Source organism: Streptomyces diastatochromogenes, from assembly GCF_002242805.1.
Classification (GTDB): domain Bacteria; phylum Actinomycetota; class Actinomycetes; order Streptomycetales; family Streptomycetaceae; genus Streptomyces; species Streptomyces diastatochromogenes.
The window spans coordinates 1-23,518 of sequence record NZ_MCGQ01000019.1; the positions used below are offsets into that span (position 1 = coordinate 1).

26 protein-coding genes are annotated in these 23,518 nt (G+C 66.9%); 17 read left to right on the top strand and 9 right to left on the bottom strand.

Annotated features, from left to right (window positions below; all coding sequences use genetic code 11):
* Nucleotides 1-495: 495 nt before the first annotated feature.
* Together BEK98_RS22685 and BEK98_RS22690 are read right to left on the bottom strand one after the other, a co-directional pair.
* Nucleotides 496-903, bottom strand: coding sequence for an acyl-CoA thioesterase (locus BEK98_RS22685; protein ID WP_094218482.1), 408 nt, complete (start codon nucleotides 901-903; stop codon nucleotides 496-498).
* A gap of 116 nt (nucleotides 904-1,019) precedes the next feature.
* On the bottom strand, nucleotides 1,020-2,393 hold the full coding sequence (locus BEK98_RS22690; RefSeq protein ID WP_244201934.1) for a helix-turn-helix transcriptional regulator: 1,374 nt from the start codon (nucleotides 2,391-2,393) through the stop codon (nucleotides 1,020-1,022).
* Nucleotides 2,394-3,727: 1,334 nt separating this feature from the next.
* Here BEK98_RS22690 and BEK98_RS22695 point away from each other — a divergent pair.
* From BEK98_RS22695 to BEK98_RS22740, 10 genes are all read left to right on the top strand, one after another.
* On the top strand, nucleotides 3,728-4,618 hold the full coding sequence (locus tag BEK98_RS22695) for a helix-turn-helix domain-containing protein (RefSeq protein ID WP_094218483.1): 891 nt from the start codon (nucleotides 3,728-3,730) through the stop codon (nucleotides 4,616-4,618).
* Between the two features lie 2 nt (nucleotides 4,619-4,620).
* Nucleotides 4,621-5,313, top strand: coding sequence for a zinc finger domain-containing protein (locus tag BEK98_RS22700; protein ID WP_094218484.1), 693 nt, complete (start codon nucleotides 4,621-4,623; stop codon nucleotides 5,311-5,313).
* A gap of 159 nt (nucleotides 5,314-5,472) precedes the next feature.
* Entirely contained in the window at nucleotides 5,473-6,114 is a 642-nt protein-coding gene (locus BEK98_RS22705) for a WhiB family transcriptional regulator (protein ID WP_094218485.1), read from the top strand.
* Nucleotides 6,111-7,718, top strand: coding sequence for a hypothetical protein (locus BEK98_RS22710; RefSeq protein WP_094218486.1), 1,608 nt, complete (start codon nucleotides 6,111-6,113; stop codon nucleotides 7,716-7,718). The genes BEK98_RS22705 and BEK98_RS22710 overlap by 4 nt, the downstream gene beginning before the upstream one ends.
* Nucleotides 7,715-7,906 (top strand): hypothetical protein, encoded by a 192-nt coding sequence (locus tag BEK98_RS22715; RefSeq protein ID WP_094218487.1) that lies wholly within the window; start codon nucleotides 7,715-7,717, stop codon nucleotides 7,904-7,906. The genes BEK98_RS22710 and BEK98_RS22715 overlap by 4 nt, the downstream gene beginning before the upstream one ends.
* A gap of 116 nt (nucleotides 7,907-8,022) precedes the next feature.
* Nucleotides 8,023-8,226 (top strand): hypothetical protein, encoded by a 204-nt coding sequence (locus BEK98_RS22720; RefSeq protein ID WP_341868981.1) that lies wholly within the window; start codon nucleotides 8,023-8,025, stop codon nucleotides 8,224-8,226.
* 263 nt (nucleotides 8,227-8,489) lie between these two features.
* A complete protein-coding gene (locus BEK98_RS50085; RefSeq protein WP_244201935.1) occupies nucleotides 8,490-8,885 on the top strand; it encodes a plasmid mobilization protein in 396 nt (131 codons plus the stop codon).
* A complete protein-coding gene (locus BEK98_RS22730) occupies nucleotides 8,882-10,600 on the top strand; it encodes a relaxase/mobilization nuclease domain-containing protein (RefSeq protein ID WP_094218489.1) in 1,719 nt (572 codons plus the stop codon). The genes BEK98_RS50085 and BEK98_RS22730 overlap by 4 nt, the downstream gene beginning before the upstream one ends.
* A gap of 174 nt (nucleotides 10,601-10,774) precedes the next feature.
* Nucleotides 10,775-11,134 (top strand): hypothetical protein, encoded by a 360-nt coding sequence (locus BEK98_RS22735; RefSeq protein ID WP_094218533.1) that lies wholly within the window; start codon nucleotides 10,775-10,777, stop codon nucleotides 11,132-11,134.
* A gap of 79 nt (nucleotides 11,135-11,213) precedes the next feature.
* A complete protein-coding gene (locus tag BEK98_RS22740) occupies nucleotides 11,214-11,915 on the top strand; it encodes a hypothetical protein (RefSeq protein ID WP_094218490.1) in 702 nt (233 codons plus the stop codon).
* Nucleotides 11,916-12,055: 140 nt separating this feature from the next.
* On the opposite strand, the gene BEK98_RS22745 is transcribed toward BEK98_RS22740, so the two are convergent.
* The 4 genes from BEK98_RS22745 to BEK98_RS48595 all read right to left on the bottom strand — a co-directional run bounded on the left by BEK98_RS22745 (nucleotide 12,056) and on the right by BEK98_RS48595 (nucleotide 16,196).
* Nucleotides 12,056-12,877 (bottom strand): SPDY domain-containing protein, encoded by an 822-nt coding sequence (locus tag BEK98_RS22745; protein ID WP_094218491.1) that lies wholly within the window; start codon nucleotides 12,875-12,877, stop codon nucleotides 12,056-12,058.
* Nucleotides 12,878-12,891: 14 nt separating this feature from the next.
* Nucleotides 12,892-13,182, bottom strand: a complete 291-nt coding sequence (locus BEK98_RS22750; RefSeq protein ID WP_094218492.1) for a hypothetical protein — start codon at nucleotides 13,180-13,182, stop codon at nucleotides 12,892-12,894.
* A 104-nt stretch (nucleotides 13,183-13,286) separates the two neighbouring features.
* Nucleotides 13,287-13,640 carry an SPDY domain-containing protein gene (locus BEK98_RS22755; RefSeq protein WP_094218493.1) on the bottom strand — a complete coding sequence of 118 codons (354 nt, stop codon included), beginning with the start codon at nucleotides 13,638-13,640 and terminating at the stop codon, nucleotides 13,287-13,289.
* A 1,470-nt stretch (nucleotides 13,641-15,110) separates the two neighbouring features.
* Nucleotides 15,111-16,196, bottom strand: coding sequence for a hypothetical protein (locus BEK98_RS48595; protein WP_143684146.1), 1,086 nt, complete (start codon nucleotides 16,194-16,196; stop codon nucleotides 15,111-15,113).
* A gap of 428 nt (nucleotides 16,197-16,624) precedes the next feature.
* On the opposite strand from BEK98_RS48595, the gene BEK98_RS48600 reads away from it, so the two are divergent.
* From BEK98_RS48600 to BEK98_RS22780, 5 genes are all read left to right on the top strand, one after another.
* On the top strand, nucleotides 16,625-17,722 hold the full coding sequence (locus BEK98_RS48600) for a hypothetical protein (protein WP_143684147.1): 1,098 nt from the start codon (nucleotides 16,625-16,627) through the stop codon (nucleotides 17,720-17,722).
* Nucleotides 17,723-17,775: 53 nt separating this feature from the next.
* Nucleotides 17,776-18,480: a hypothetical protein gene (locus tag BEK98_RS22770; RefSeq protein ID WP_143684148.1), complete on the top strand. Its 705-nt coding sequence runs from the start codon at nucleotides 17,776-17,778 to the stop codon at nucleotides 18,478-18,480.
* 11 nt (nucleotides 18,481-18,491) lie between these two features.
* Nucleotides 18,492-19,163 (top strand): hypothetical protein, encoded by a 672-nt coding sequence (locus tag BEK98_RS22775; RefSeq protein WP_143684149.1) that lies wholly within the window; start codon nucleotides 18,492-18,494, stop codon nucleotides 19,161-19,163.
* A 380-nt stretch (nucleotides 19,164-19,543) separates the two neighbouring features.
* Nucleotides 19,544-19,750 carry a hypothetical protein gene (locus BEK98_RS48605; RefSeq protein WP_143684150.1) on the top strand — a complete coding sequence of 69 codons (207 nt, stop codon included), beginning with the start codon at nucleotides 19,544-19,546 and terminating at the stop codon, nucleotides 19,748-19,750.
* A gap of 49 nt (nucleotides 19,751-19,799) precedes the next feature.
* A complete protein-coding gene (locus BEK98_RS22780) occupies nucleotides 19,800-20,186 on the top strand; it encodes a DUF6233 domain-containing protein (RefSeq protein WP_244201936.1) in 387 nt (128 codons plus the stop codon).
* Between the two features lie 257 nt (nucleotides 20,187-20,443).
* On the opposite strand, the gene BEK98_RS22785 is transcribed toward BEK98_RS22780, so the two are convergent.
* A complete protein-coding gene (locus BEK98_RS22785) occupies nucleotides 20,444-21,433 on the bottom strand; it encodes an ATP-dependent DNA ligase (RefSeq protein ID WP_244201941.1) in 990 nt (329 codons plus the stop codon).
* Between the two features lie 251 nt (nucleotides 21,434-21,684).
* On the opposite strand from BEK98_RS22785, the gene BEK98_RS22790 reads away from it, so the two are divergent.
* Nucleotides 21,685-22,053: an NUDIX domain-containing protein gene (locus BEK98_RS22790; RefSeq protein WP_167444235.1), complete on the top strand. Its 369-nt coding sequence runs from the start codon at nucleotides 21,685-21,687 to the stop codon at nucleotides 22,051-22,053.
* 126 nt (nucleotides 22,054-22,179) lie between these two features.
* Here BEK98_RS22790 and BEK98_RS22795 read toward each other — a convergent pair whose 3' ends face one another.
* Together BEK98_RS22795 and BEK98_RS50090 are read right to left on the bottom strand one after the other, a co-directional pair.
* Nucleotides 22,180-22,488, bottom strand: coding sequence for a hypothetical protein (locus tag BEK98_RS22795; protein WP_094218501.1), 309 nt, complete (start codon nucleotides 22,486-22,488; stop codon nucleotides 22,180-22,182).
* A gap of 184 nt (nucleotides 22,489-22,672) precedes the next feature.
* On the bottom strand, nucleotides 22,673-22,906 hold the full coding sequence (locus tag BEK98_RS50090) for a DUF6087 family protein (protein ID WP_244201937.1): 234 nt from the start codon (nucleotides 22,904-22,906) through the stop codon (nucleotides 22,673-22,675).
* Between the two features lie 74 nt (nucleotides 22,907-22,980).
* Between BEK98_RS50090 and BEK98_RS48610 the strand changes: the two genes are divergently transcribed.
* A complete protein-coding gene (locus tag BEK98_RS48610) occupies nucleotides 22,981-23,460 on the top strand; it encodes a hypothetical protein (protein ID WP_143684151.1) in 480 nt (159 codons plus the stop codon).
* The last annotated feature ends 58 nt before the right edge of the window (nucleotides 23,461-23,518 follow it).

Here is a 23,518-nt window from a genome sequence, read left to right on the forward strand (position 1 = left end):
ACCCGGCGTATCAGGGGATATCGAGACCCGGCCCCGGGCCCAGCGGAAGTTGATCACACGGTCGCGCAGGCGTACGTGATCCGGTTCTCGGTGTGCGCGATGAGCGCCTGGTCCCACACTTCTGTCAGGTGCGGCGGGATGAGGCCGGCCTCCATGCCCTCAGGCCCACAGAAGCGGTACTCGCTGAGTTCGCTTCTCTGCAGTGTGATCGCGTCCTGATCCTCGTGGCTGAGGGCGCCGCCGTCGAAGACGTACAGGGCCTGTGCTCCCTTCCCGGCGACCGTGATCCAGCGTGGACCAGCAGGCGGCCGATGTGAGGAGTGATTCCCAGCTCTTCGCGGCCTCCCGGGCGGCCGCGTCGTACGGGGTCACGCCGTGCTCGATGCCGTCTTCCGTCATCACTTCGTTGCGACGGCACCCGGAGCCGTGGCTTGAAGAGACCAGCCAGGGCCCCGGAGCGCGACCAACTGCCGCGGGTCACCGCAGGCGGCACCCTCAGGAATCGGTGTAACGGGCGAGGAAGTCCAACTCGGCCTCGGAGATGCGCCGCGGGCGGCCGGTGTCCAGGTTGTATGCAGCCATCGTGGTCGTGGCTTCGGCGTACATCTGGTCAGCATCCCGGATCTCGTAGCCGAGTTCGAGCCGGGCCCCACGGCAGGCAACGACCCAAACGTTCACGTCAACGGGCGCATCGCGGTAGGGCAGCGGAGCGCGGTAGTCAACGACGGACCGACCGACGACGAATGCATGCTGGCGGCGGCCGGCCTCGTCTGCGGGCAGCATCTCCTGAAACATCCGCGTGCGTGCCTCCTCCATGTACTGGAGGAACTTCGCGTTGTTGACATGCCCATACGCGTCTGCATCGGCCCAGCGCAGCGGGAGGGGGTAGGTGTACTTGATCACTGGATGAACCTTCTGTGTGTGGGGGTGGGGTGCAGCTCCGGCGCCCACGCCGGGCGCCGCCTTACGGCTCGACTCACGGCGATGCCAACCAGGGCTGCTGGCTCGCCGCTGGAGCATCAGGGCGCCTGGGTGTCGATTGCCTGGATTGCGTCCAGGACATCGCGCAGTACGCGCTGCTCGGTGTCACGCTCGTCGAGGAGCTGGCCGATGCGCACTGCTGCCGCCGAGGGGTCGGCCGGCAGGGCGGCGCGGACCAGTTGGCGCATTTCGACGAGACGGGCATCCGCCAGGGTGGCCCTGGGAACTCGGGCGATCACCGTGGCCGGCGAGACGTGGGTGACGGACCAGCATCCGATCGCCTCTTCTACGGCCCAAACCACGATGCGCTTGTCCGGCGAGAGCGTCAGCTGGGTATCGGCGCCCAAGATCTGGCTGATAGCTGGTAGTGGTACACCCTTTGCCCCGGCCTGTGCTGCTGCTTGCTCCGATGTGGCCACGACGGTACGGGAGGCGAGGGCCGCCGCTTCCCGCCGCCAACGGGTGGCGGCGTCCTCGGCCGCGCGGTTGTGTGCATGTCGCTGCGCCGTCGCTACGTCGTTCTGGTTCGCCGTTGTGGCTGCCCAGGCGTTGCGCATGCCTCCGAGCGCGTCGCGCTCGTCGTCCTCATTGCCCTCGACCCAGGTGATCACGACGAAGCGGCAGTCCGGCATGGATGCTGGGTAGAGGACGTGGCTAACGACCTCGATGGTCTCCCAGTCCAGCGTGGGAATGTTCATCCGGAAGACATGGCCGTCGCGGCTCTCGCCCATGTCGTGCTCGGTCTCCCACACGTGCCGCACGTCGGGGTCCTTCTTGACCTCGTCGATCAGTTGGCGCAGCTCGACATCGTTGGGCCTGATGGCCTGGGCGAACTTAAGGATCTTCACGTAGGCCGAGGCATGCTGGTCCCAGTCCTGGTACTGAAAGCGCGCCTCGGAGGCGGTCAGTGCCCAGCGGATGAGATTCGCACCCGGCTCCATCACCCACGGCCACCACTCGGCCATGGCAGTGTTGAAGGCGAGGATGTTCCAGTGCTGGTCGCACAGGTAGGCGGGGCTGGGCATTTGCCGGTCGATGAGTAGCCGTAGCGCCTGCTGCAACTCGGGCTGGCCCGCGCCGCTCGGCGGCACGAGGGTCGAGCCGATGTTGTACAGCAGGAGAGCATGACGTTCGTCACGGTCGAGGCCGAGCAGGGTCACCAGGGACTCGCACTGCGTACGAGACAGTCGGGGTGGCGTCGCGCCGCGTTCGATCTTGCGGTACGTACGCTCGGACATGCCCAAGGCTTTGGCCGTCCTCGCCTGGGTGACGCCTGCGGCCTTGCGCCACCTGCGCAGCAGCGCACCGAACCCCATGTACTGGCCGGCCAGCTGCTGTCCGCTGCCGCCCTCCCCTGAGACCCCCTCGTCCGCAGCCTCGTTGCCGCTGAAGTCATGTTCGATTGTGCCCACGGGAAACCCTGTCTTCGCATCTCTAAGGAGACTTCCTTTCTCCGGGCATACGAAGGGTCCAGTGCCTGCACTGGACCCTCGCCCCGTCGTCTCCCGGAGGAACAATACGCAATATCGAAATGATCTTGACCAGGTGCCCTATGCACGCAAAAGACACCCCTACTCCTGGTTCAATGTCGAACAAAAGTCGCCCGACATCACGGTATGTTCGTGCCTGAAACGGACACCCCGCTCGATCCAAAGCGAGAGCGGTAGGGAAATCGGCAAAACGTTGCCGCTTTTCGTCGGGCGACCGCACATGCCGGTCTAGACCAGTTCACCTAATGCCATTTCAGGTCTCTCAGCAGCCGCCATTCCCCTTACGGGGCACGCCACTTGGGGAGCGCTAGGCATACACCCCATCACGTGTCGCCCCGATGACTTATCCAGCCAAAACCGGCAAAAGATCGCCGTTGCGCCACCAGCGAGGCTTGACTTAAATCCCTCTGACCAGCCGGTTCAGTAGACCGCCGCAACGCAAGACACCAGGGAGTGGCAGTGAAGATCATCTCCGAGTCGCTCGGGGCACTGAGCTTGCTGCCCTCGTCACGGCCCGCCGCATCCGCTCGTCGGCACAACTGCGCGGGACGAGGAGCGCACACGGCTAGCACGCAGCAACCCACATCCCGCCTGGCGATGCAGGGCTTACCTTGATCTTGATCGGACAGTGCAGGGCAGACAGTGCCGCGGTCTCAATCAGCGTCGCTATGTCAGCGCAAGAAAGCCCAAGCGACCGCCTTACATTGGCGCACTTCAAGCATCCTGGGTAAACGCGGCAACGGACTCCCGGATGCCTCGAAGTGGCCTTCCTCCGGGCGCGCCAAGGACTGTGAGAAAAACCTGTCGGCTCGTCACGTTGTGCAACTACTACAGAGTTTAAGAATCAACTCTGGATCTTGACGCGGGTCCGTGCGTATGTTCGTCGTCCCTCGGGCAACCCGCTCGGATTTACGAAAGTGAGGAGCACGGCAGCTACCGACCAACTCGCGTAGGTCCGCATATAGCGACGGCGCCCGAGAGCGGCTACTCCCGGACGCCGAACGCGTAGCGACACGTACCGCCCCGGCTAGGGCGGAGATTGCCCACCATCACCGCGCTGATCCCTTTCCACGGGGCGCATCAGCGTGGCAACACTGCAAAGGAGATTGTTGCATGCCTCCTGCCCTGCGCAAAAGGCGGGACTGCCCGGCCTGCGTGGCAGCCACCTCCACCTCGGTGGTTCCTCCCGTCGACGTTGCGTGCACCAACACGGCCTCGGCGAACCGCCGGGCTCGCTTGGTGAGCGGGAGCGGCCGATGAGCAGCGATGCCCGCGACTGGGTGTGGGAGCACAGCACCAGTAAGGGAACCGCGCGCCTCGTCTTGCTGTCGATCGCTGACCGGGCGGCCGACGAGCAGTGCATCGCCTGGGCTTCTCTGGCCGGCTTGGCGAAGCGCGTGAACGCCTCCCGGTCCACGGTGCGCGAGGCTCTCGATCGGCTGCTCGACAGTGGCGAATTGGAGCAGCTTGACGACCTCACCGGTCCTCAGCGCAGCACCGTCTACCGCCTCCCCCTCGCGGCTCAGACCATCACCGAGGCCGCGAAGGACCAGGATGCCGACGACATGGCCGCATCGACGGAGGAGCCCACGACCGACCAGACGCTCCGAATCTCTGCCCTACGGCGGTACAGCATCCGGCCCCGCGAGGTACCGGAATCCGCGAGCACGTACCGGAAATCGGCAGGTCCGGATTCCGGTACCTCCCGACGAAAACCGGCACATCGGCGTGCCGAAAACCGGTACAGCGATGTACCGAAAACCGGACCCCAGAACCGTAGTGAACCGAAGGTGAACCGTAGGTACAGCAGTAGTGGTGCTGCCGTCACCTCGGCTGGCGAGTGGCAGGTCGACCTAGCCACCCATGCCTGGGCCCGCCAGCACGGGCACCTCGACCGTCTCGGCGAGGAAGGGCTGCAGGCGGCCGATGCGAAGTGGCGCGCCCACCGTGCTGAGTTCCAGCCGCGTCCGGCGGCTGCCTGGGCTGCTGACTGGCGCTCCTGGGTCGCCCGTGAGCACGCCCCGGCCCGACCGAACCTCTACGCCGTGCCCTGCAGCGGCTCCGCCCCGAAGGGCGGCATGACCCGCGCCGAGGCCCACACCGCCGCCCTTCTCGCCGCCCTCGACGAGCCGACCGGAACGGAGTAGCCATGGACCGCCGCGAAATCGCCGCCCTGCTGGCCTACATCGGCCGACTCGACCCCCGCACCATCCGCACCGACCAGGGCGAGGCCCGCGACCAGCTCGCCCAGTGGCACGAGCTGCTCGGCGACGTACCACTGGCCACGCCGCACGGCTGGGACGCCCGCATCGCAGCTCGCCAGCACATCCGGGTCTCGCCGTACCAGATCCTGCCTGCCGACATTGCCCGCCCGTGGGAGAGCTACCGGCGCGACCGCCTCCAGCGCCACACCGACCCGACCCCGTCCGTGGACCCGGACGACCAGACGGCCTGGGCCGCCGAGCTGGTCGGCACCCGACGCGCCGTAGCCACCGGCACCGCCCAGCCCATGCAGTACCGGCAGCTCGCCGGGCGCCGGATCGACCCGCAGCTGGAGGCGCGGCTGCGGGAGGTCGGATCCTGCATTCCGCCGGAGGCCCGTGCCGCCCTCGCGCCCTACCGGCGCGCCCGCGCGGCACGGGAGGCGGCCATCGCCCAGGGCGAGCCCGACGCGCTCTCGGTCCGCTGCGAGTGGTGCCAGGCCCGAGTTGGCGAGCCGTGCCGCCGCCGACGCATCGGTCTCGACGGCGTGGCCCGCGGCAACGTACCGCGTGCTACCCCGCACCACTGCCGCCGCGACCTCGCCGCGGCCCAGCAGACCCACCAGCCCGCGATGGCCTGACCTGCCGCCTCGTGGTGCACCCCGCCGGTGCACCCGCGCAAACACCACCGTCCCGCCCCTGCTGCAGCGCACCGCCTCAGCGTCGCAGCAGGCACCCGACGCCGCGTCCACCCACTGCCGGCCCCGACCGGCCGACTCGGCAGCACAACGGAGACCCCCTTGCGCCACATCACCACCCACACCTCGCCCGCCACCGGCCTGCGTGGTATCGGCGACACCAACTGGCAGCCCCGCGGCGCGTGCCACGGCATGGACCCCGAGGACGCCGACGCCACCTTCTTCCCTCTGCCCCGGGACCATGAGGCCATCGCCGACGCCAAGGAGCTGTGCGGCCTGTGTCCGGTCCGCCGCGAATGCCTCAACTACGCCCTGGAGAACGACCTCAAAGAGGGTGTCTGGGGCGGGCTGACCGCAGCCGAGCGCCGCCCCTGGCACGACGGACTGCCCCGCCGCCTCGACTACAGCCGTGTGATCGCGTTCTTCAACGGCCGCGACGTCCACCTCACCGAGGCCGAGCGCCAGGTCGTCATCGACCACGCCTTCGTTCGCGGATGGCGACCCGACCGGCTCGCCGCCGCCCTGCAGATCAGCGCCAAGCATGCCAGGGACCTGCTGCGGCAGGCCGCCAACAAGGTCTTCGACCGCGACCGCACCCTCGGCGTGCCCCGGCGGAAGAACGCGAAGAAGACCGCGCCCGGCAAAAGCAGCCGATCCGTAGCCGCCCGGCCCGCCACACGGCAGCCCGTCTCCCGCCCGGTGGTGTTGGCCTCGGCGCACGCCCCTCTCGGAAAGGCCGCATGACCCGCCCTGTCCTGTCCCTCGGTGCCGGCCCCGACCTGCCCCTCCTCCTCGTTCTCGGCGTCCCTGCCACCGCGCTGGCCCTGGCCCTGGCCGGCTGGGCATTCCGGAGACGGGCACGGAACCCGCAGAAACGACTCGGCAGTGCCGCGGTCGTGGTCTCCGCCCTGGCCGCGCTCGGCTGCACCGCCTACAGCGCCGACACCTCCTGGCGCTTCGCCGCCGACTACCTCGACATCGCCGGCACCGCCGAACGCGCCAGCATGTTCGCCGCCGCGGAACTGGGCCTGTTCGCGACCGCGCTGATGGCCCGACAGAACCTGACAACCCAGGGCGCCCCGGGGCTGCCGGGAACCCTGGTGTGGGTCATCACCGGAGTCCAGGTGATTCCCGCCTACGCCGAGAGCGGCCCCGTCGGGGGCACCGTCCGCGCCTTCGTCGGACCGGTCATGGCAGCCATGCTCTGGCACCTGGCCATGGGCATCGAACTGCGGCTACGCACACCCGGCGCCGCCTCCCACGGCCTGATGGCAACCCTCGGGCGAGAAGCACGCGAACGGCTGCTGTCCCGACTCGGCATCGCCGCCCGTGACCGCGACGCCGCGCAAATCACCCGTGACCGCGCCACCGCCCGCGCCGTGGCCCTCGCCACCCGGCTCGCCGAACTCACAGCCGAGCAGCGGCAGAGCCGACGCGGGCGGCGCCTGACCCGGCAGCTGTCGAAGGCGATCGGCCGGGCCTCGGTCGGCACCGACCCGGACCAGCGCGCCGAGCTGCTCGCCCAGCTCGCGGCCCGCCGGCACGCACTCGCGCTCGCCACGGTCCCGCTGCCCTCCCCGTGGTCCCCACTCCACACCGGCGAGACGGCCACCACGGTCCCCGCCACGAGCGTCGAGAGCAGCTCGGTCCCCATCGACGGTCCCCGGAACGGGGACCGGGGACTGCAACCCCACTGGGGACCGGGGACCGAGAACGCCGAGCGCCACGTGGGGACCGGGGACCGAGAAGCGGGGACCGAGGAGGGGGCTGGGGACCGAAACTCGAGTCCCGGGGATGACAAGCCGGGGACCGAGACTGGGAACCCGGCGCCCAGTGAGGAACACGAAAACCGCTCGGGGACCGGCCTCCGTGTGGATGAAGCGCCTGCACAAGGCCCTGAGCCGCACCGGGTACCAGGGACCGCCGAGTCGGGGACTGACACCACCGGGGACGGAGGACCAGCCGACTCGGGGACCGACCCCGGGGACCGGGGACCAGCCCACCCGGGGACCGACACCACCGGGGACCGGGTCCACAAGGTCCCCCTACGCCGGACGCCGCCCCCGAAAGAGAAGGGGAAGGGTAGGCACAGTGGCCGGTCCCGCGGCCCGCAGGCTCAGCGTCCGCCGCGCGAGCCCGAGCAGGACGTCGACCAGCTGGTCGAACTAATCCGCCCCCACGTGCCCGCCCTGCTCGAACGGGACGGCAACGAGGCCGTGACCCGGGTCCAGCTCAGGGAGATCATCCGGCGCGAAAAACTCCCTGGCGGCCGAAACGACCGACTCAGCCTGGTCCTGGCGGCCTTGCGCAGCCCGGACACCACCCCGACAAGGAACACCACCCGATGAGGACCTGCCCGCAGTTCACTGCCCTCCGTAAGGAGTACGAGCGGGAGATCGGCTACCTGAGCGCCCACTCCGAGCGGCACGCCGGCAAGCCGTCGGCGAAGTCCAGTGCGACGTATGCCGCTTCGACGAAGGCGCGGATGGCTCGGGCGCTCAGCGGCCACGTAGGACGCTGCCCCGAGTGCGGCTGACCCGCAAACCAGCAGGTCACTCCCCTGTCATCTGCGGTGGCCCGGCGCACGCCGGGCCACCGCCCCGTACCGAGAGGCGCCACGTGATGCCCCGTCCCACTCTTCCGTCCTCGCACATGGACGCTGAGGCAGCTGCCTGGGCCACCGTCCTGGTCCACCGGCACCTCATGCACGCCATCGTGCGCGTACCAACCGGCCAGTGGCTCGTCCAGCACGAGCCGCACGGATCCGTCCAGCTCCTCGAAGGACCGGCCGACGTCCTCGATCTGGCCGCCACCATCCAGCGCCAGCTCCGCACAGCGAGGCCCGACAGCCGATGACGAACCCGAACGAGAATGGCACCACCCCGACCGCTGCTCGGAACCTCAACTCGGTCTCGGGGCGAGCAAGTTATCGCAAGAGCATTGCTCCCGCCGGGAGCAATGCTCTTGCCTCCCCCACCCCAGGAGCGGCGGGAGCGGACCGGCACCAGGGGGCACCGGTCCACCAGAATGCGGCCGAGGGCGGACCGCATCCGGAAGGGGAACAGCGGCACACCTGCCACACCGCGCACTGCGAGCACGCCGCGCCGCCGAAGCCGCACGTGCGCCAGCGTGAGCGCCTGCGCGACGAGCACAAGCGCATGCGCCAGCCCAGCTGCCGTATGAACGACGACGAGTACCAACTCCTCGTGCGCGCCGCGTCCGCCTGCCGCATGAGCGTCGCCAGTTTCCTCGCCCACGCCGCCCTCAAAGCCGCCCGTGACCTCGACCGCACCGCTGCCGAGATCGCCACCGAACGAGAAGTGCTGACCGAGCTGTTCGCCATTCGCCGGCACCTCGGCCAGATAGGCAACAACCTCAACCAGGTGGCCAAGGCCACCAACGCTGGCGCCGACGTCCCGCACACCCGAGCCGTCCTCGACGCCGTCCACCGCGCCGCCAAGCGTGTGGAGACCTTCACCCAGCACTGCCTGGACACCGAGAACCACTCCGCATGATCCCCAGAGTCCACAAGCGCGGAACGCGCACCATCGGACTGCTGTACTACCTGTACGGACCCGGCACGCACGAGGAACACATCGACCCGCACCTCGTGGCAGCCTGGGACAGCCTGGCCCCGGACCCCGGCCGCAACCCGCAGGCGACCTACACGGAGTTGCAGAAGCTCCTCGACCAGCCGGTCGAGGCCCTCGTCCCCAGCCGTCGCCCGGCCAAGCACGTGTGGCACCTGTCGGTGCGCGCCGCGCCCGAGGACCCGGTGCTGTCCGACGAGCAGTGGGGCGAGATTGCCCGGCGCATGGTCGCAGCGACCGGCATCGCCCCCGACGGCGATGACGCCGCCTGCCGCTGGGCGGCCGTCCGCCACGCCAACGACCACATCCACATCATCGCCACCCTCGTCCGCGAGGACGGCCGAAGGCCCCGCCTGAACAACGACGCGGGCCGTGCTCAGGCCGAAGCCCGTCTGATCGAAGCCGAGTACGGCCTCAAGCGGCTCAACACCGGGGACGGGACCGCCGCCCAGCGGCCCACCAGTGCAGAGCGCCACAAGGCCGAACGGCAGCAACGGGAACGTACCCCGCGCGAGGAGCTGCGCGAGACCATCCGCCGTGCTGTGGCCGGAGCCACCGGCGAGGAGGAGTTCTTCGACCGGCTCGCCGCCGCCGGCCTGCTCATCCGGCGGCGCATCGCCCCGTCCGGTGATCTGCTCGGCTACACCGTCGCGCTCCCCGACGACTGCAACAAGGACGGCGAACCCGTCTTCTATTCGGGGTCCAGACTTGCCCCGGACCTGTCGCTGCCCCGCATCCGCGAGCGCTGGTCCGCCGACGGCGACCAGGCCGGCGCTTCAGTCGGTTCGCCGTCGCGCACGGTGCCGGGCGGCCCGGCCGCCGCTCGCCGAGGCACTGCCTCTGCGGCGTGGCAGGCGCTGATCGTCATCGAACAGGGCGACGACCCGGTCGCCGCCGCTCACATCGCCTCGGCCGGCGAGGTCCTGGACGCACTCGCCAAGACCTCCGCCGCCCACACCCGGACGGAACTACGGGAGGCCGCCGTCGCCTTCGAACGGGCATCCCGTTCGCACGTGCGAGCCGAGCGTGGCCACGACCGGGCGCTGCGGCAGGCCGCCCGCGACCTCGTCCGGGGCGGGCCCGCGCTCGGCCGCGGGGAGGACGGGGCGACCACCGCCATGGCGATCGACATGCTGTTCTTCCTCGTCACCGCCGCCATCCACTGGCACGCGAAGAAGGGCCACGCCCAGCAGGCCGCCGCCGCCCGCCAGGCCGCCGAACATCTGCGTGCCGCCTACCAGGCCGCCGCCGCCCAGCCGCTGGGCGCCCTCTACCAGCGCGGTCGGCGCCTGGGCCGCCCTCTCCTCCAGCGGCAGACGTCCGTGCTGCGCGAGGCCGTGCCGGAGCTGGCGGAGCAGGTCTTGGCCGAGCCCGGCTGGTACGCGCTCGCCGCGACCCTTGCCGATGCCGAAGTCGCCGGCCACAACGTCACCGCGCTCCTCGCCGACGCCGCCGGACGGAGAGAACTCGACACCGCGGAATCCGTCAGCGACGTACTGGTGTGGCGCTTGCGCCGGAGCGCGGACCTGCCCGCCGACACCAGCAACGCGGTGACCGCCGACCGCGGGGCGGAGCGCCCGGCCAGCCGCACAGGGCGTCAGGTGCAGGGCCGAACTGGGCCTCGGCGGGGCCTGTCGTGACTGTGGACTTTGTGAGTTGAGCAGGTCAGACGCCTTCGGGGACGATCATGACGCGAGCAGGACGAGACGCAGGAGGACGCCAGGGTGTTTCACCGCATACGCCGCCGCAAGCAGGACGCGTTCGACATCGAGATGCAGCGCCGGCACCAGGAGATGTGGGAGATGTGGGAGCGCATGCCCCGACCCACGCCTCCGTCGCCGCACGCCGGTGTGCAGCCGGCCGAGCCGGTGGCCGAGGTGGACGACTTCCTTCCGCCGGATCTGCGGATCCCGAGTCACGACCAGGTCGCCGGGCGGATGATGCCCTGGCTGCGGCCCCTCGTCCTGGACGGCGAGATCGTCGCCTGCGCCGAGTGCGGCACGTACCGGGACTGGATCATCATCTCCACCCGCGATGAGATCTGGCTGCGCTGCCGCGCCGGCCACGAGCAGCAGGAGAGGCGCCTGGACACCGCCTGGTACAACCGGCACTCCGCGCCGGTGGATGCCACGCACGCGACGTTCGAGGACTGCCTGCGCCACCTCGGCCACTGACACCCGTCCTACGACCCCCTACCGGGCCGCCAGGCCCCCCTGCCCAACCAACGCCCATCACCAAGGGGTCAGTTCCGCCATGCGCGTTCGCGTCGCCATCGCCCTCGGCTTCACCGCCGTCAGTACCCTCGTCCTGCCCGCCTGCTCGACCAGCACCAGCAGCACACAGCCCTCCCCGTCGTCCTCCGCCTACTCCAGCAGCCCGGCAGCCTCCCAGCAGAGAGAAACTCCGCTGACGTCCGCCGAACTGACAACTCGGCTGCTCGACCCGAGCGACCTCGGTAGCGGATTCACCCGCAAACCCGAAGGTCCGGCCCGGCACGACGACGTCGCCGTCCTCGGCTGCCCCGCCTTGAACGAAATGGGCGGCGACGCGGGCACCGGAGGCTCGCTCACCTTTCCCCGTCGGGCGAAGGCCACCTTCACCTACGGCGGCAGCAGCGACTCGGAGCTCTCCGAGGAGCTGTACAGCGACACCGTCGCCATACTGTCCGACGGCACCAGCCGGATCTTCAACGCCATGACCGGCTGCCCGAAATACCAGATCCTCTCCGGTGACACCCCGATCGACGTCAGCACACAGAAGACGACCGTCCCCCAGCTCGGCGACGAGCAGTGGAGCCAGCTGCTGACCTTCTCCTTCGGCGGGCGAAACAGCGTCGTCAAGCAGACCGCGATCCGCAAGGGCGGCCTGCTCCTGGTCGTCTCCGGCTCACCGGCCCTCGTCGGTCGCCACGTCGCCAATGCCCTCGCCAAGGCGACCGCAGCTGGCTGGCACTAGCCCATGCCGCCTGTGCCCCGTCGGAGTCGGGGCACAGGCGTTTTCGGACCTGGCCATACCCGTATACGCGCGAAAGCCCGGCATCTCCCTTCGGAGATGCCGGGCTTGGCACGTTGGGCCGCAGAAGGAGGCTCCGGTTGTCAGCCCGCGGGTGCCCGCAGGAGCCGGTCCTTCGTGCTTTCTGGCAGCGTCCGGCGCAGAACCGGCGCGTTGGAGCTGACCGAGCGGGTGAACGCCGCGACGAGGTCGTGCGGCACGCTTGAACCGAACGACGCGGCCCACAGACATCGTGCGCCCAGGGCCGGCTCGGCCCACGCCTGCCACCCTGCTGGGCCCTCCTCTCCGACGTCACCAGTCAGGGCACGCGGATCGGCATCCTGAATGAGGGGCGGCACCTCGCCGAAGCTGATGTGCGAGGTGAACGTGGGGTCCATCGCCGCGGTGCCGGGTCGGTCAATGTCGCAGAGCCAGCCGTGCGCGGCAGCGGCGTCGAGGACCAGTTCCGGACCGCCGAACGGCACGGCGGGCTGATCGCGGGCGTCGAGCGCGACGAGGAAGTCGGCAACGGCCTCCCCGGGAACGTCGGGGGTGAAATACGCGGACCACTGCGCGAGCGGACTGGTCCTGTCCGCTCGGGCACAGACGTGCCAGGCGATCGGCAGCTCCCCCAGGAGGAACGGCTCGTCGGCCAGGACCCACTGGGCCCAGCGCAGGGTATCGGGGCTGATGTGCAGGACGGTGCTGCGCAGGACCTGACGGGCCTCCGGCGCCTCGTCCGGCTCCTGTCGTCCTCGGACGGTCACCAGGCTCGTCCAGCCCAGACCGGTGAGCGTGTCGGCGACGGCGTCGTACAGTCGGCCGTCGTCACCTGCCAGGTGCCGGGGACCGACCCAGTACGCGACCGGAGCGTGTTTCGGGGTGGACGGGTCGAGCGGAAAGCCGGGGTTCAGGGGCGCCTCCAAGGGCTGATCGAGATCTACTTGCCGCCGGCGGTGCGGCGGGGACGGCGCGGGGGCGCCTGGACGGGAGCCTGCCATGCCAGTTGCACGGCGACCTCGTGCGGGAGATGGCCGAGCTGTGTGTCCTCGCTCCACCCCTCGGCGAGATAGACGACCGCCTGCCCGGTCTCGTCCGCGACCTGGACGACCTGTTCGAGGCGGTGCGCCATGGCGAAGAACGGGTTCATCGCGTGTCGCACCGGTGCGCTGTGGTCGCAGGCGGACAAGCGGTCGATGAGATCACCGACGGTCATCTCAGTACTCTCCACGAACTGCCTCCTTACATGCGGGAATCCTGCTGTGTGGCGGCTTGCACGCCCCCGTACGAACGGAGGCACTCTCCGGTGGAGGACCTCCGAGTGATGCGTTGCTGCTACGCACACCGGGACGTCTGCAGTACGCGTGCCACCGCGGCGGCGACGACCTCGGCCGGCGTCTCTACATCGAAAGAGATCTGGTAGCCGCGCACCTTGGCCGTTCCCGTAACGGCGATCTTCCATCCCTCACCGTCAGTCCCGGGGCGTCCGAGTGGAAACCATCCAAGGTAGAAGCGGCCGTCCTTCGAGCTGACGTGAACGTCGGCTCGGTCGTCGACGACCAGGTTGAAGTCGTCGGCGCAGAACTGATCCATAACGAGCGTGGGCTCGCCAGGGCCGAGCTGCCACTCACGCAGCCGCAGGGCCTCAACAGTGGTGGAGAGTCCGGGGCTCACGGGAGCCACCGTCACGGGCGATCACCTCTCTGACCTGCGGGTTTCCTGAAGGTCGTCTACGTTGACATGCCCTTGCACCGGTTGGCCAGTCCTTCTTGGATCTTTCCTGTCTGCCCCCGGCGAACTGCTGTCCCTTGCCACTGTGGGATCTCCGGCCCCGTGGCCGAATTGCACGAACCTGGCCGCTCAGTGGCCAGTTGGCCTCAGTCGTGAGACTGGCCGACTCTCCGCGCGAAAGAAGAAGGTCACCCACGTCGCTCGCGCACTCGACACGGCGCCCGCGGACTCGCTCGCCTGCGCCGCCGTCATGCTGCTGGCCAGGCACGTCCTCACAGGCCCCGACGGGGTCGAGCACATCGACGCCCTCCCCTCCCACTGCACCAGGCAGTGGCCGGGACGGCTCAAGCTTCTCCAGCTGGAACCACACTGCTCGGACGGTCTCCGCACCGCGCTCCGACCTCGCCTCGATGGCCTCCGCCCGGTCAGCGCCGACTTTCTGGCCTTCTTCCCCCAAGCCGCCACCCACCAAGGGAAACTGGACGCCGCAACGATCCCTCAACGCCTTCCTGACGCCTGGATGGAACCCCTGCGAGCACTCGGCGCCCCCATCCATCCTCTCCGCCGCGACGCCGCCATCCGACTGGTGCAGATGGCACACGGCGGCACCCGCCGACAAGCGACCCTCTATCTCGCATTCACCTCCGCCGTCAGCCACAACACGGGTGCTCAACTTCGCCCATGGCAATCGGTCGGCGACAACGCACGCAAGTACGCAGATACGCTCAACTGCCTCGCCGACCAACTCGCGGCAGACAACTCACCCATCAACTACCAGCACCGTCGAACCCGCCTGCAAGACTGGGCCCTCCGACCCGACGACTGGAGGAAGATCATCGAGGTGGTTGTCCAGCAACTGGAGCCCAGCCATCGCCATCACATCCGATGGGACCGGGCACGACACCTAGCAGCCTCGGCGATCGTCTGGGCCCAAGTCACGCATGGCGAATGGCAATGGGCGCCCATGCTCCAGAATCTCGTCGAAATCAAAAGGGCCAGATTCGGGCCCACGAACTCACGCTGCCCGTCTTCCCGAGCAAGGAACCGGGCTTGCTCGCCCGCCTCCTGCACGGCGCACTCCACGACCACGCCGACCGGCTCGCCGAGCACATCGACGATGGTTGGCACCAGCGGCTGCGCGCCCTTCCTTCGGCCACAGGCCCGGACGGCGGTGTCAGCGTTCGGCGGGAGGTGCCCCAGCCTTGTATACAGCTACGTGTCCAGCAGATTGGGCACCAGGGCAAGGCCACTCGATGAAGCCGAACGCGGAGGAGGGGCTTCAAAGTCAGCCTCGCATGGCCGAGGCCATGCTCGTCAACTCAACGCGGGCGACCCCGCAAACCGTCGAACTGGAAATGCCCTCCAATAATGGTGAAATCGCGGCTGCGTCATGTCCGAGTCAACTTCTCGGAATCCCATGGTGATTCTCTATAAACGCTGGGAAGCCACCTCTTGTGCAGCTATGAGAGTGACATCGGAGATGCGTGACTTCATAGCCTTCGACTGGTCAAGTGCCATTATTATCCTAGCTGCAGCCAGGTAGACTTCGTACAGTTGAGTAATGCGAGCATCCTTCTCCCGATCACCAGAGGTGTCGAGATCATCAATAACTGCGTTCAACCTTCGGAGCCAGAGCTTGTCTTCTTCTCGCCCTTGACTGCAGATGGATTCAAATTCCTTGAACCCAAGAACCTCGAATTGCCTTTGCCCCCCACCGACCTCCCTTAGCATGAGGTCGCCGATTGCAGACTGCCAATCACGATAGACATACGCCTCGCGCACAGCCAGGGCCGCCATCACGCTATTGATAGATTCTTCAATTTTCTCAGATATCCCCTGGTCGCAGTCCAGAGATTCCATAAGAGTCTTGGAAAGTATTCGAGCCAGCCCTCTCTGCTGCTCAGATGTGAGGTGCTCAACACTTACGGCTTCTTGTTCATGTAGGTAATGGTCCACCTGCCGGTGGAGGATAGAGCCTGATCGAGCGATGCTCTCATTGGCGAACTGTGCATCTATATCCAAGGCACGTATCAACGACTCGACCCTCCGCACCTCAACATGTCCACCGTCGGCAAGGGCCGAGGTAAACGCCTGCAACGCCTTATCCAGCTCCTTTACCTTTGACGGCTTTGAGCCTGGGATATAAACCAACTCTCGACGGAGGGCGCGAATCCAGGCGATAAGCCCAGCGATGCGATATAGGGTACTAGTGGCCTTGTAGTGTTCATAATTTGTGAAATGTTCATGTCCCTTCAAGTAGACCTCGTCCCTTTGCCGCCCGAAGAGCTCTCGAAGCCTCCAGAAGAGTTCAGATGAGCTGGCCGCGATAGGCTGAGCATACGTCTCGAATGTTGACTCAATGCTTTGCTTCCTTGCTTGCCTGGTTCGCTGGCGAAGGAAGATTTCTCCTACTAGAACTCCAACGAATGCCGCAATTCCTGATATCACCGCAGCTTGCGCTTGAACTGACATGCTGAAGGTCTCCCTCAACGCGTGAGCGACGCCTGGGTCCATGGATCCAGAATCACCCCTGTGCCAGGCAGTCGCATCTTGGACCTGTCCCGCACAGGGCCTCAGCAAATTGACGATTTATCTACTTAGTCAGGTCTGTGACAAAGTGGGGATCCTGAATTTCGTCACCCATGGTCGGGGCACTCGTGCACACCGTGTTCGATCTCGTGGCGTGATCTTGTCCGGCTTGTCGTCGGCAGCGTGTCGTGGACAGCCTGCGTGCCCGGGGAGCGGGTGGCGTGGCCGGGTGCTGCTGGGGCGCCGTTGACCACTGGCAACGAAGGCTCTGCGACGGTGCCCATGTGGGCGTGGTCGAGCCCGAGTTGCGTCAACCGAGCGCAGACCTAGGGTGTTTTGTAGGGCTCGTTGGTGTGTTGAGCGATGTCCACTAGGCCGACGTCTGCCGAGCGACTCCTGCCCTGGGAGATGCGATGCAGGAACCCGTCTTTCTTATCTGTTTCGACGGCGAGCCTTCGCCGTCAGACCGGGAGCGATTCCATCTCAAGGGGTCTGTACCCGGTCCTGGGGGGCGCCCACTCTGGATGTCCTATGGCTGGCCTGCCGATCTGGTGCGCCTGCTGTTCGACGCGCTCCTTGGCGAAGGGGTACGAAGCGCTGCCTTTCTGCCAGGCATTCCGCCGGAAGAACTTCGCTGGCTTGCTACCGAGTGGCGGGGTGCGCTTGTCACACATCTCGACCTCGCGGATCTCCTTGGCGTCGCGAGCGAGAGCCAGTGGCATTGGGCGCATACTGACGAGAATCAGAGAATCGCTGTTCTTCGGCCGCAGCAGGAACGCCCGGAGGTCGAGCAGAAAACGCCACCGGTTCGCGTCCTGGAGGGCACGGCAACTGCCTATCGAGAGGAGCTCTTCAGCAACGTACCTGCCGTGGCGCGTGTGCGCCTGAGCGAGGTCAGGCAGGACCTGAGTTCCTGGTTCGGCGACCTCGCCGAACCCGATGTCGGTGGAGCAATAGCTTTGCTGACCCTCTCGGGCGCACGTAAGGACTCGGACAGCTTGGTGCTGAGGAATCCTGCGGCTCTGGGCCTGGTATGCGAGTATCCAGAGCATTCGCTTGCTGCCTATCGACGGGACGCGGGCCTCCAAGTATCGGGGGTTGGCACGACTATGAGGGAGGCGCCGCGTCATGTGGTCGAGCTCCGAGCCTCGTCGGAGGAGTGGGCTCACGAGTTGGATCGGCTCTCCGGAGCGGACTGCGCCGCTGACTACGTAGCCCTTCTTGAACTTTCCGCGCTGCGCGATCCCGAGATCGTGATCGGTGAAGGTACGGTCCTGGAACAAACAGGGATTACCGGGGCACAAACCTTGAGCGTGGCCCGACCCCGCTCGGTTACCGTCAGCATCGACGAGATCATCCCCGTTGCCCTGCCGGCATGGTGCTTGAACGCCTCCCTGAATGCGCCCAACGGCGAACCGATAAGGCCGACGCCTCTGCGCTTTTCTGAAGGCAGTACTCAGCGGGAGGTGTGGGACACACTCTCAGATCTTCTCAAGGGGAGTCAGGCATGAGGGACCAACATTTTATCCCGCGGTCTCTGCGGGACAAGATATGTCGACATGTCATGAGCTACCCGGAGAGTCGCCTGGCGCAGCTGGCGCAAGAAAGCATGGACGAAGACGGCAAGATGCCGTTGGCCATCAAGTACACCTCGGCCATGTACGCGAGAGGCTACCGCAACGGAACGGGGCGCCTTCATATCTCAGGGACTCCCGGGTTCACGTGGGGTGATGGAACCTACGTCGCTCCGTTGGCTTTTCCGATCTCCTCGGCCATCTTCGGTCGAGTCGGCGTGGTGGCTCGCTTCGATCCAGAGAACTGGCGGGTCTATGACGCGACGGACCGGATCTCACAAGACCTGTACATGCAGTGGGTTGGATTTCAGCCTCGCCGCAATCAGCTATTGCTCACCTGCCACTCACAGTTGGCTAACCAATTTATGCGTAACATGTTCAGGACTGCGTTTCAGATTGACTGCGTATTGTTCCGCCCCGACCAGCGAAATCGGTGGTATTCCGGTCGGAACGATGTGTGGATGGCCGTATCGGACTGGGACGAAATCCATGAGATCGTAAAAACTGGGGCCAGCTCGTCCTTTAACCATGAGCGCATCGCAGTTATCGTGGAAGAGGAGTTCAAAGAAGTTCACCACGACCTCAGGCGTAATGCACTGATAGGGCCAATTTCCCGCCGGGAGTCGGATCGCGATCTCACGAAAAAGATCCGCAGAGCTTACGCCCGGGGCGAATACGTTCACCTGTACGCATAAGGGGACTTCCCATGAAGGCTTTCCTGGGCCTAAGTGCTGACTTTATTGATGGAATGGCGAATCCTGTGCATGGGGAGAGCGTTAATGAGGCGCACTCCGTGCGGTTCGCTGATCTCCTTGGGCGCGACGAGAGGCTGCCCGGTAATCTCAGTGCTGCCGATCTAGCCGAAGCGGACACAGATCTCTTGTCCATGCAGTCCTGGGTTTGGTACCTCAAGTGGCTGGCAAAGCAGGGGGAGTTGCCTCGGGATGAATTTCTTGACGCTCTCTATGAGGATTCTGGTGATTCTCTAATTCGCCTCATACTGTTCGAATCGGTGATGACTAATCCCGTGATAGTGCGCCGCTACAGCGAGTTTCGTGGACAATGGACAGTGCCCCTGGAGGAACTCCCGCCCTGCTGGCCCCAGCACCTCGTCCTTCATCTGGTTTCGGCGGAGCCGACGAGGGCTCGCGACATCGATGCCGGGACGGCCGAACAACTGCCAGAAGTTGTGGAGTTGGCATTCTCCCTACTCCAAGTGGGCAACACAGCCGCTCTGGCCATTCTGCGTGGACTTCTGGCGTATCAGTGGCCGCTGCGAGGTGAATTCATCCAGCTTTTCGACACGGCACTTGTGCAGTCCTCTGGCATGGAAACCTCCGAGTTGGAACAATGGAGGCGTCGGCTGGGACTCCTGTGAACGACGCCTGCGAGGCGGAGTCCGCCATTGGTGAGGTTGCGCCAGGTGGCCATCGCTCGCGCACCAACCTGGCAAGCTGGCTCGACGAGCACCCCGACTTCACCTCCCACGTCCAACGCAACCCTGGAGAGGACGTGTGGGAATCAGCGGCACCCCAGAGCACGCCAGGTAGCGCCGAAGTTACTACGACCTCCTGAGCGCAGCCTCCTCCCGCGGTGACCTCTGCACTTCGCTTCTACAGAGGACCAGTCGCACAGCACCTTGAGCGCCGTGGCCAACCGGAGCACTCAATGGCCAACTGAGGCGCTCAGCCACAACCAAACGTCACACATGGACGGGTGGAGTGGCCGAGGAAATCGAACACATGCTTGAATCTGGCCATGAGTCCGATTCCCGACGACCTCGCTCGCGCACAAGAGGAGTGGCACACCACCTACCGGCAGCTCGCAGCACGGCCGCGCACCGCGGTCCGGAGGCGACTGATCCACCTGTCGTCGGAGGTGCTGTTCCACCTGTTCTGGCAGGGCCGGCGGTCGGCGGGCTGGGCGGCGCTGCACGGTGCACGCCATGTCCGAGCTACCCCCTGACCCGCCGCTGCCCTCTGACCCACCCCGGCTCCGGGAAATCCTGGCGTATTTGGACGAGCAGCTCGCCAAGACCGAGACCATCGCCATCTACCTGCGCCTCCAGCGAGACAAGGTCAAGATGGCTCTGGCCCGCGCCGAAGGTTCGGCCCAGCAGGAGCGACCAAGGCAGCCGGAGCGACCGATGCGCAAAGTGAAGGGCGGCGGCCCACTGCCAGGCTTCGCCCAGTCACCTATGAAGACCGGCTACGTCGTCCAGCAGAAGCGGACCCCGCACGGACCTGAACCCGCCTTCATCCACCTCGCCGACTGCACGATGATCGAGGGCACGCCGCACCGGATCAGGCCAGATGAGGCGCGGGCTGCGCTCACCGACCCGAAGATTGAGCCGTGCCGGTTCTGCCGTCCCGACACCGAGCTGGGCACGGACCTGGCGTGAGCATCCAGGGTCGGCGAGCTGCCCGCCCAGGTTGGCCGGACGCACACTCGGTCACATGGACGAGATGCCACAGCGCATCGACCCTTCAACGGACCGGGCCGCCGCCGCGCTGCTGCTGGGATGTGCCCCCAACCAGGTCGGCTACTGCGCACGCTGCCAGGGGCTGACGCGCCGCTACGGATCCGATGCCCAGGTCGTGTGCCGGGCCTGCCGAGCGGCTGAGGCCGCCGAGGATTCCTCCGGCTTATCGGCGGCTGTCACCCGGCGGCAGGCACAGCTCCCTGTCCGAACGCGGCGACGTCCCCGGGCACCATGTCCTCGCGGAGGCGTACGAATCGCGCGGGATGTCTCCAGACGCCTCGGTCCTGGGCGGTGTCCACGTCGATCTCGGCGACCAGCTCCGGCTCGACGAGGACGACGTCGAGCGGGGTTCGGGACCCCCATGTCGTCGTGAACCGTACGCCCTCCCAGGGGTGTCCCGGCGCGGCCGGGGTGAGCTGGTCCGCGATATGCCGGACGTGGTTGGGGTGCAACTGTGCGCTGCGCGCGACGGGCCGCAAGACCCCCTGCTGGTCGTACCGGCCCAGCAGGAGGCTCTGGGGGCGGCGCAGGGCGCCGGTGATCGCGCCGACGACGCCCTCGGTTGTGCTCCTGCGGCGGATCTTGATGAGCGCCCGGGCGCCAGGCAGGTACCGCTGCTGGCTTCCCCGGATGATCAGCCCCTCAATACCGGGCACCTCGGTCCAGGTGGTGAACCACTCCTTGGCGAGGGCTGCGTCGGTCGTCTCGGGGCACAGACTCCACGGGTCGGTCAGGTGGCGTTCCGCGAACAGCGCCTCCAGGCGGGCACGGCGATCACCGTACGGCGCCCGCAACAGCTCCTGCCCGTCGACCTGGAGGGCGTCGAACACGACAAAGTGGGCCGGCAGCTCCTCGGCGAGCCGGGCGGCGGTCCGCCCCCGGGAAGCCGCACGCCGCTGCAGGGCCTCGAAGGACAGTTGCTTGCCCGCCCAGATGACCAGTTCGCCGTCGAGGACCAGGCCGGCGGGCAGGCGAGCGGCGTCGCGGACCAGGTCGGGGAAGCGAGCTTGGATCAGGGCGCCGCGGCGGGACTGAAGCAGCACGGGTCCGGGGGCCGGCCAGGGAGTGAACAGGATGGCCCGGTACCCGTCCCACTTCGGCTGGAAGATCAGTTCGCCGGGGAGCGCGCTGGCAGGGGGCAGGCTGTCTCGGGCCTGCGCCAGCATGGGTTCCACGGGCGGTCGCAGCACCATAAGTCCGGTCTACGGACCCGCTGGCGGCTCCGCTACCCGAACGGCACTCGGCTAGGTGGTCTCGCGGCCCCAAACGCGCCCAGAGCAGCGCCAAGGCGGCGTGGGGCGGAGGAGCCAGGGCCGAGGCAGCGGTGCGCGATCACCGGTGCAGCGCCATGATGGAGCACCGCCGGAGACCATCCTGAGGAAGGGGAATGAGCTGGAAGCGCATACAGACTGATCTGGTGCACGACAGACCGTTCATCTCCTTGTACCGCGACCAAGTGATCCGGCCCGACGGCCGCCCTGGGACCTACGAGCACACCACTGTCGGCGACGACGTGCGGGTCGTAGCCGTCGACCAGTCCCAGCGAGTCGCTCTGGTCGAAGATGACTTCTACCTCCAGCAGTGCCGGGTGCTGCATCTGCCCGGCGGGGGAACCGGCGGCCAAGCGCCCGGCGAGGCCGCTCTGCGGGAACTGGAGGAGGAAACTGGCGTCGTCGCGACCAAGGTGCGAGCCCTGGGCGTGATTGATCCGCTGCCCGCGACCACCCCTGCGCGTACGCACTTCTTTCTGGCCACCGTGCAGCGTGGCGGCTCTGCTGCTCGCTGAACGGGCGCTCCGCGCTACGCCACAGCTGTGACGTGACTTCCAGTGAATTCCGCGAGCGCCGTCTGCAGTTTCTTGATCCCTTCGGTCGCCACTGTGACCGCTGACCTGGGCCTGGTCGAAGTTCGGTCACGAGCGCGCCGTCTTGGAGTCGACCCAGAGTCGGCACTGCTCGCTCTGCGCGTCCGTCGCCTCGGGATCCAGCCCAAACCGCCTGTTGCAGTACACGATCAAGGGCGGACGCAGGGCGACGAGCGGGGACATGGCGGCCAAGGCATCCGCCCCCGCTCGTTGCAGAGGTCGGCGTGGATCGATGTCAGAGGACAGACCCATCAGCGCTTCGTGCACGGACTCGCTGTCGAACACGGCCTCGCCAATCAGCAAATCGGGGTCCTGTTTCGGCGAGGCCGCGAACGACATACCGGTCGCGATCACCATCTGGGCGCGCCTCGCCAGATCACGCTCTTAACGGGCGCTCGTGGGCTTCAGCCAGTCGAGCACGACGCCCGTGCCGGCCGGTCCCATTCGGCAGGCTTCTCGTCCACCGGAGGCGGCGGGTACAGCAACGCCTTCGCGGCTGCCAGGTCCGGGACGACGCCCACGGTCACCCACTGGTTCCGTTCTATTCCTCGGTCACCCTGGGCGCGTCGGGCTCGACGTGCGTCCCACGGTTCGGGCCCGAGGTGAGCGGCACCGCTCGCAGCTTCCCCTTCCGCAGCTCTGCTGGAGCTGGCGTTCTCCGACGCTCACGGTGTGCGCCATCTGGCGCGAGCCGATGTCCGTGGCAGCTGCCGCGGTAACGACAACGCCGGGCCGTGAGAGGCTGATCGGCCAGAACAGTCGCATATCCGGCCATCAACCCAGATGGCGACTGGAGTTCACGTGGCCTCCGATATCTTCTCGGCCAGGGTCTGTACGTGAGGAGGCTTCGTGGCTGAGCAGGTCAGGCGACTGGTAGTGCCGGTGCGTGTGGAGTTCTACGGATGGGCACTTCAAGACTGGGATGACGATTACGTACCCGACACTTTCCCAGATGGATTTGAAGCCGGTGAGTTTCTCATGCCCCATCCAGGACGCTTGGATTTCACGAGCGCCGGCCACACTCACAGGGCGGATGTCACTGTCGAGGAGTGGGATGCAGAACCCCCTACCCCAAGTTCCCCGGCCGCGTCCGGTGATTGGGATGAGGTTGCCGAGGCGACAATCCGATGCGTATCCGGAAAGCTGCGCGCTTGGAGCATGGGTGGCCCGATGACCGATGACATGGAAATTGAGTTGTCGAGGAGGCCTGCCACCTGGGCGGTAAGGGCAATGTGCGCGGGACGCAAGGAAGTAGCGGAACTTGCGCAGCATAGCGTTCCGCACGACGTCGAATGCTACGTCATCCAATTCTGGCCAGCGGCGTCGTAACACCCCTAGACAGATTCGTGCGGGCCAGCCCTGTTGTGTTCGTGGGACTGGCCCACAC

Excerpts from the sequence above, each read along its gene's own strand:
- BEK98_RS22695 (WP_094218483.1), top strand. The coding sequence starts at position 3,728 with ATGAGCAGCGATGCCCGCGACTGGGTGTGGGAGCACAGCACCAGTAAG.
- BEK98_RS22700 (WP_094218484.1), top strand. The coding sequence starts at position 4,621 with ATGGACCGCCGCGAAATCGCCGCCCTGCTGGCCTACATCGGCCGACTC.
- BEK98_RS22710 (WP_094218486.1), top strand. The coding sequence starts at position 6,111 with ATGACCCGCCCTGTCCTGTCCCTCGGTGCCGGCCCCGACCTGCCCCTC.
- BEK98_RS22715 (WP_094218487.1), top strand. The coding sequence starts at position 7,715 with ATGAGGACCTGCCCGCAGTTCACTGCCCTCCGTAAGGAGTACGAGCGG.
- BEK98_RS22720 (WP_341868981.1), top strand. The coding sequence starts at position 8,023 with ATGGACGCTGAGGCAGCTGCCTGGGCCACCGTCCTGGTCCACCGGCAC.
- BEK98_RS22730 (WP_094218489.1), top strand. The coding sequence starts at position 8,882 with ATGATCCCCAGAGTCCACAAGCGCGGAACGCGCACCATCGGACTGCTG.
- BEK98_RS22735 (WP_094218533.1), top strand. The coding sequence starts at position 10,775 with ATGCCCCGACCCACGCCTCCGTCGCCGCACGCCGGTGTGCAGCCGGCC.
- BEK98_RS22740 (WP_094218490.1), top strand. The coding sequence starts at position 11,214 with ATGCGCGTTCGCGTCGCCATCGCCCTCGGCTTCACCGCCGTCAGTACC.
- BEK98_RS48595 (WP_143684146.1), bottom strand. The coding sequence starts at position 16,196 with ATGGACCCAGGCGTCGCTCACGCGTTGAGGGAGACCTTCAGCATGTCA.
- BEK98_RS48600 (WP_143684147.1), top strand. The coding sequence starts at position 16,625 with ATGCAGGAACCCGTCTTTCTTATCTGTTTCGACGGCGAGCCTTCGCCG.
- BEK98_RS22770 (WP_143684148.1), top strand. The coding sequence starts at position 17,776 with ATGAGCTACCCGGAGAGTCGCCTGGCGCAGCTGGCGCAAGAAAGCATG.
- BEK98_RS22775 (WP_143684149.1), top strand. The coding sequence starts at position 18,492 with ATGAAGGCTTTCCTGGGCCTAAGTGCTGACTTTATTGATGGAATGGCG.
- BEK98_RS48605 (WP_143684150.1), top strand. The coding sequence starts at position 19,544 with ATGAGTCCGATTCCCGACGACCTCGCTCGCGCACAAGAGGAGTGGCAC.
- BEK98_RS22785 (WP_244201941.1), bottom strand. The coding sequence starts at position 21,433 with ATGCTGGCGCAGGCCCGAGACAGCCTGCCCCCTGCCAGCGCGCTCCCC.
- BEK98_RS22795 (WP_094218501.1), bottom strand. The coding sequence starts at position 22,488 with ATGGTGATCGCGACCGGTATGTCGTTCGCGGCCTCGCCGAAACAGGAC.
- BEK98_RS50090 (WP_244201937.1), bottom strand. The coding sequence starts at position 22,906 with ATGGCCGGATATGCGACTGTTCTGGCCGATCAGCCTCTCACGGCCCGG.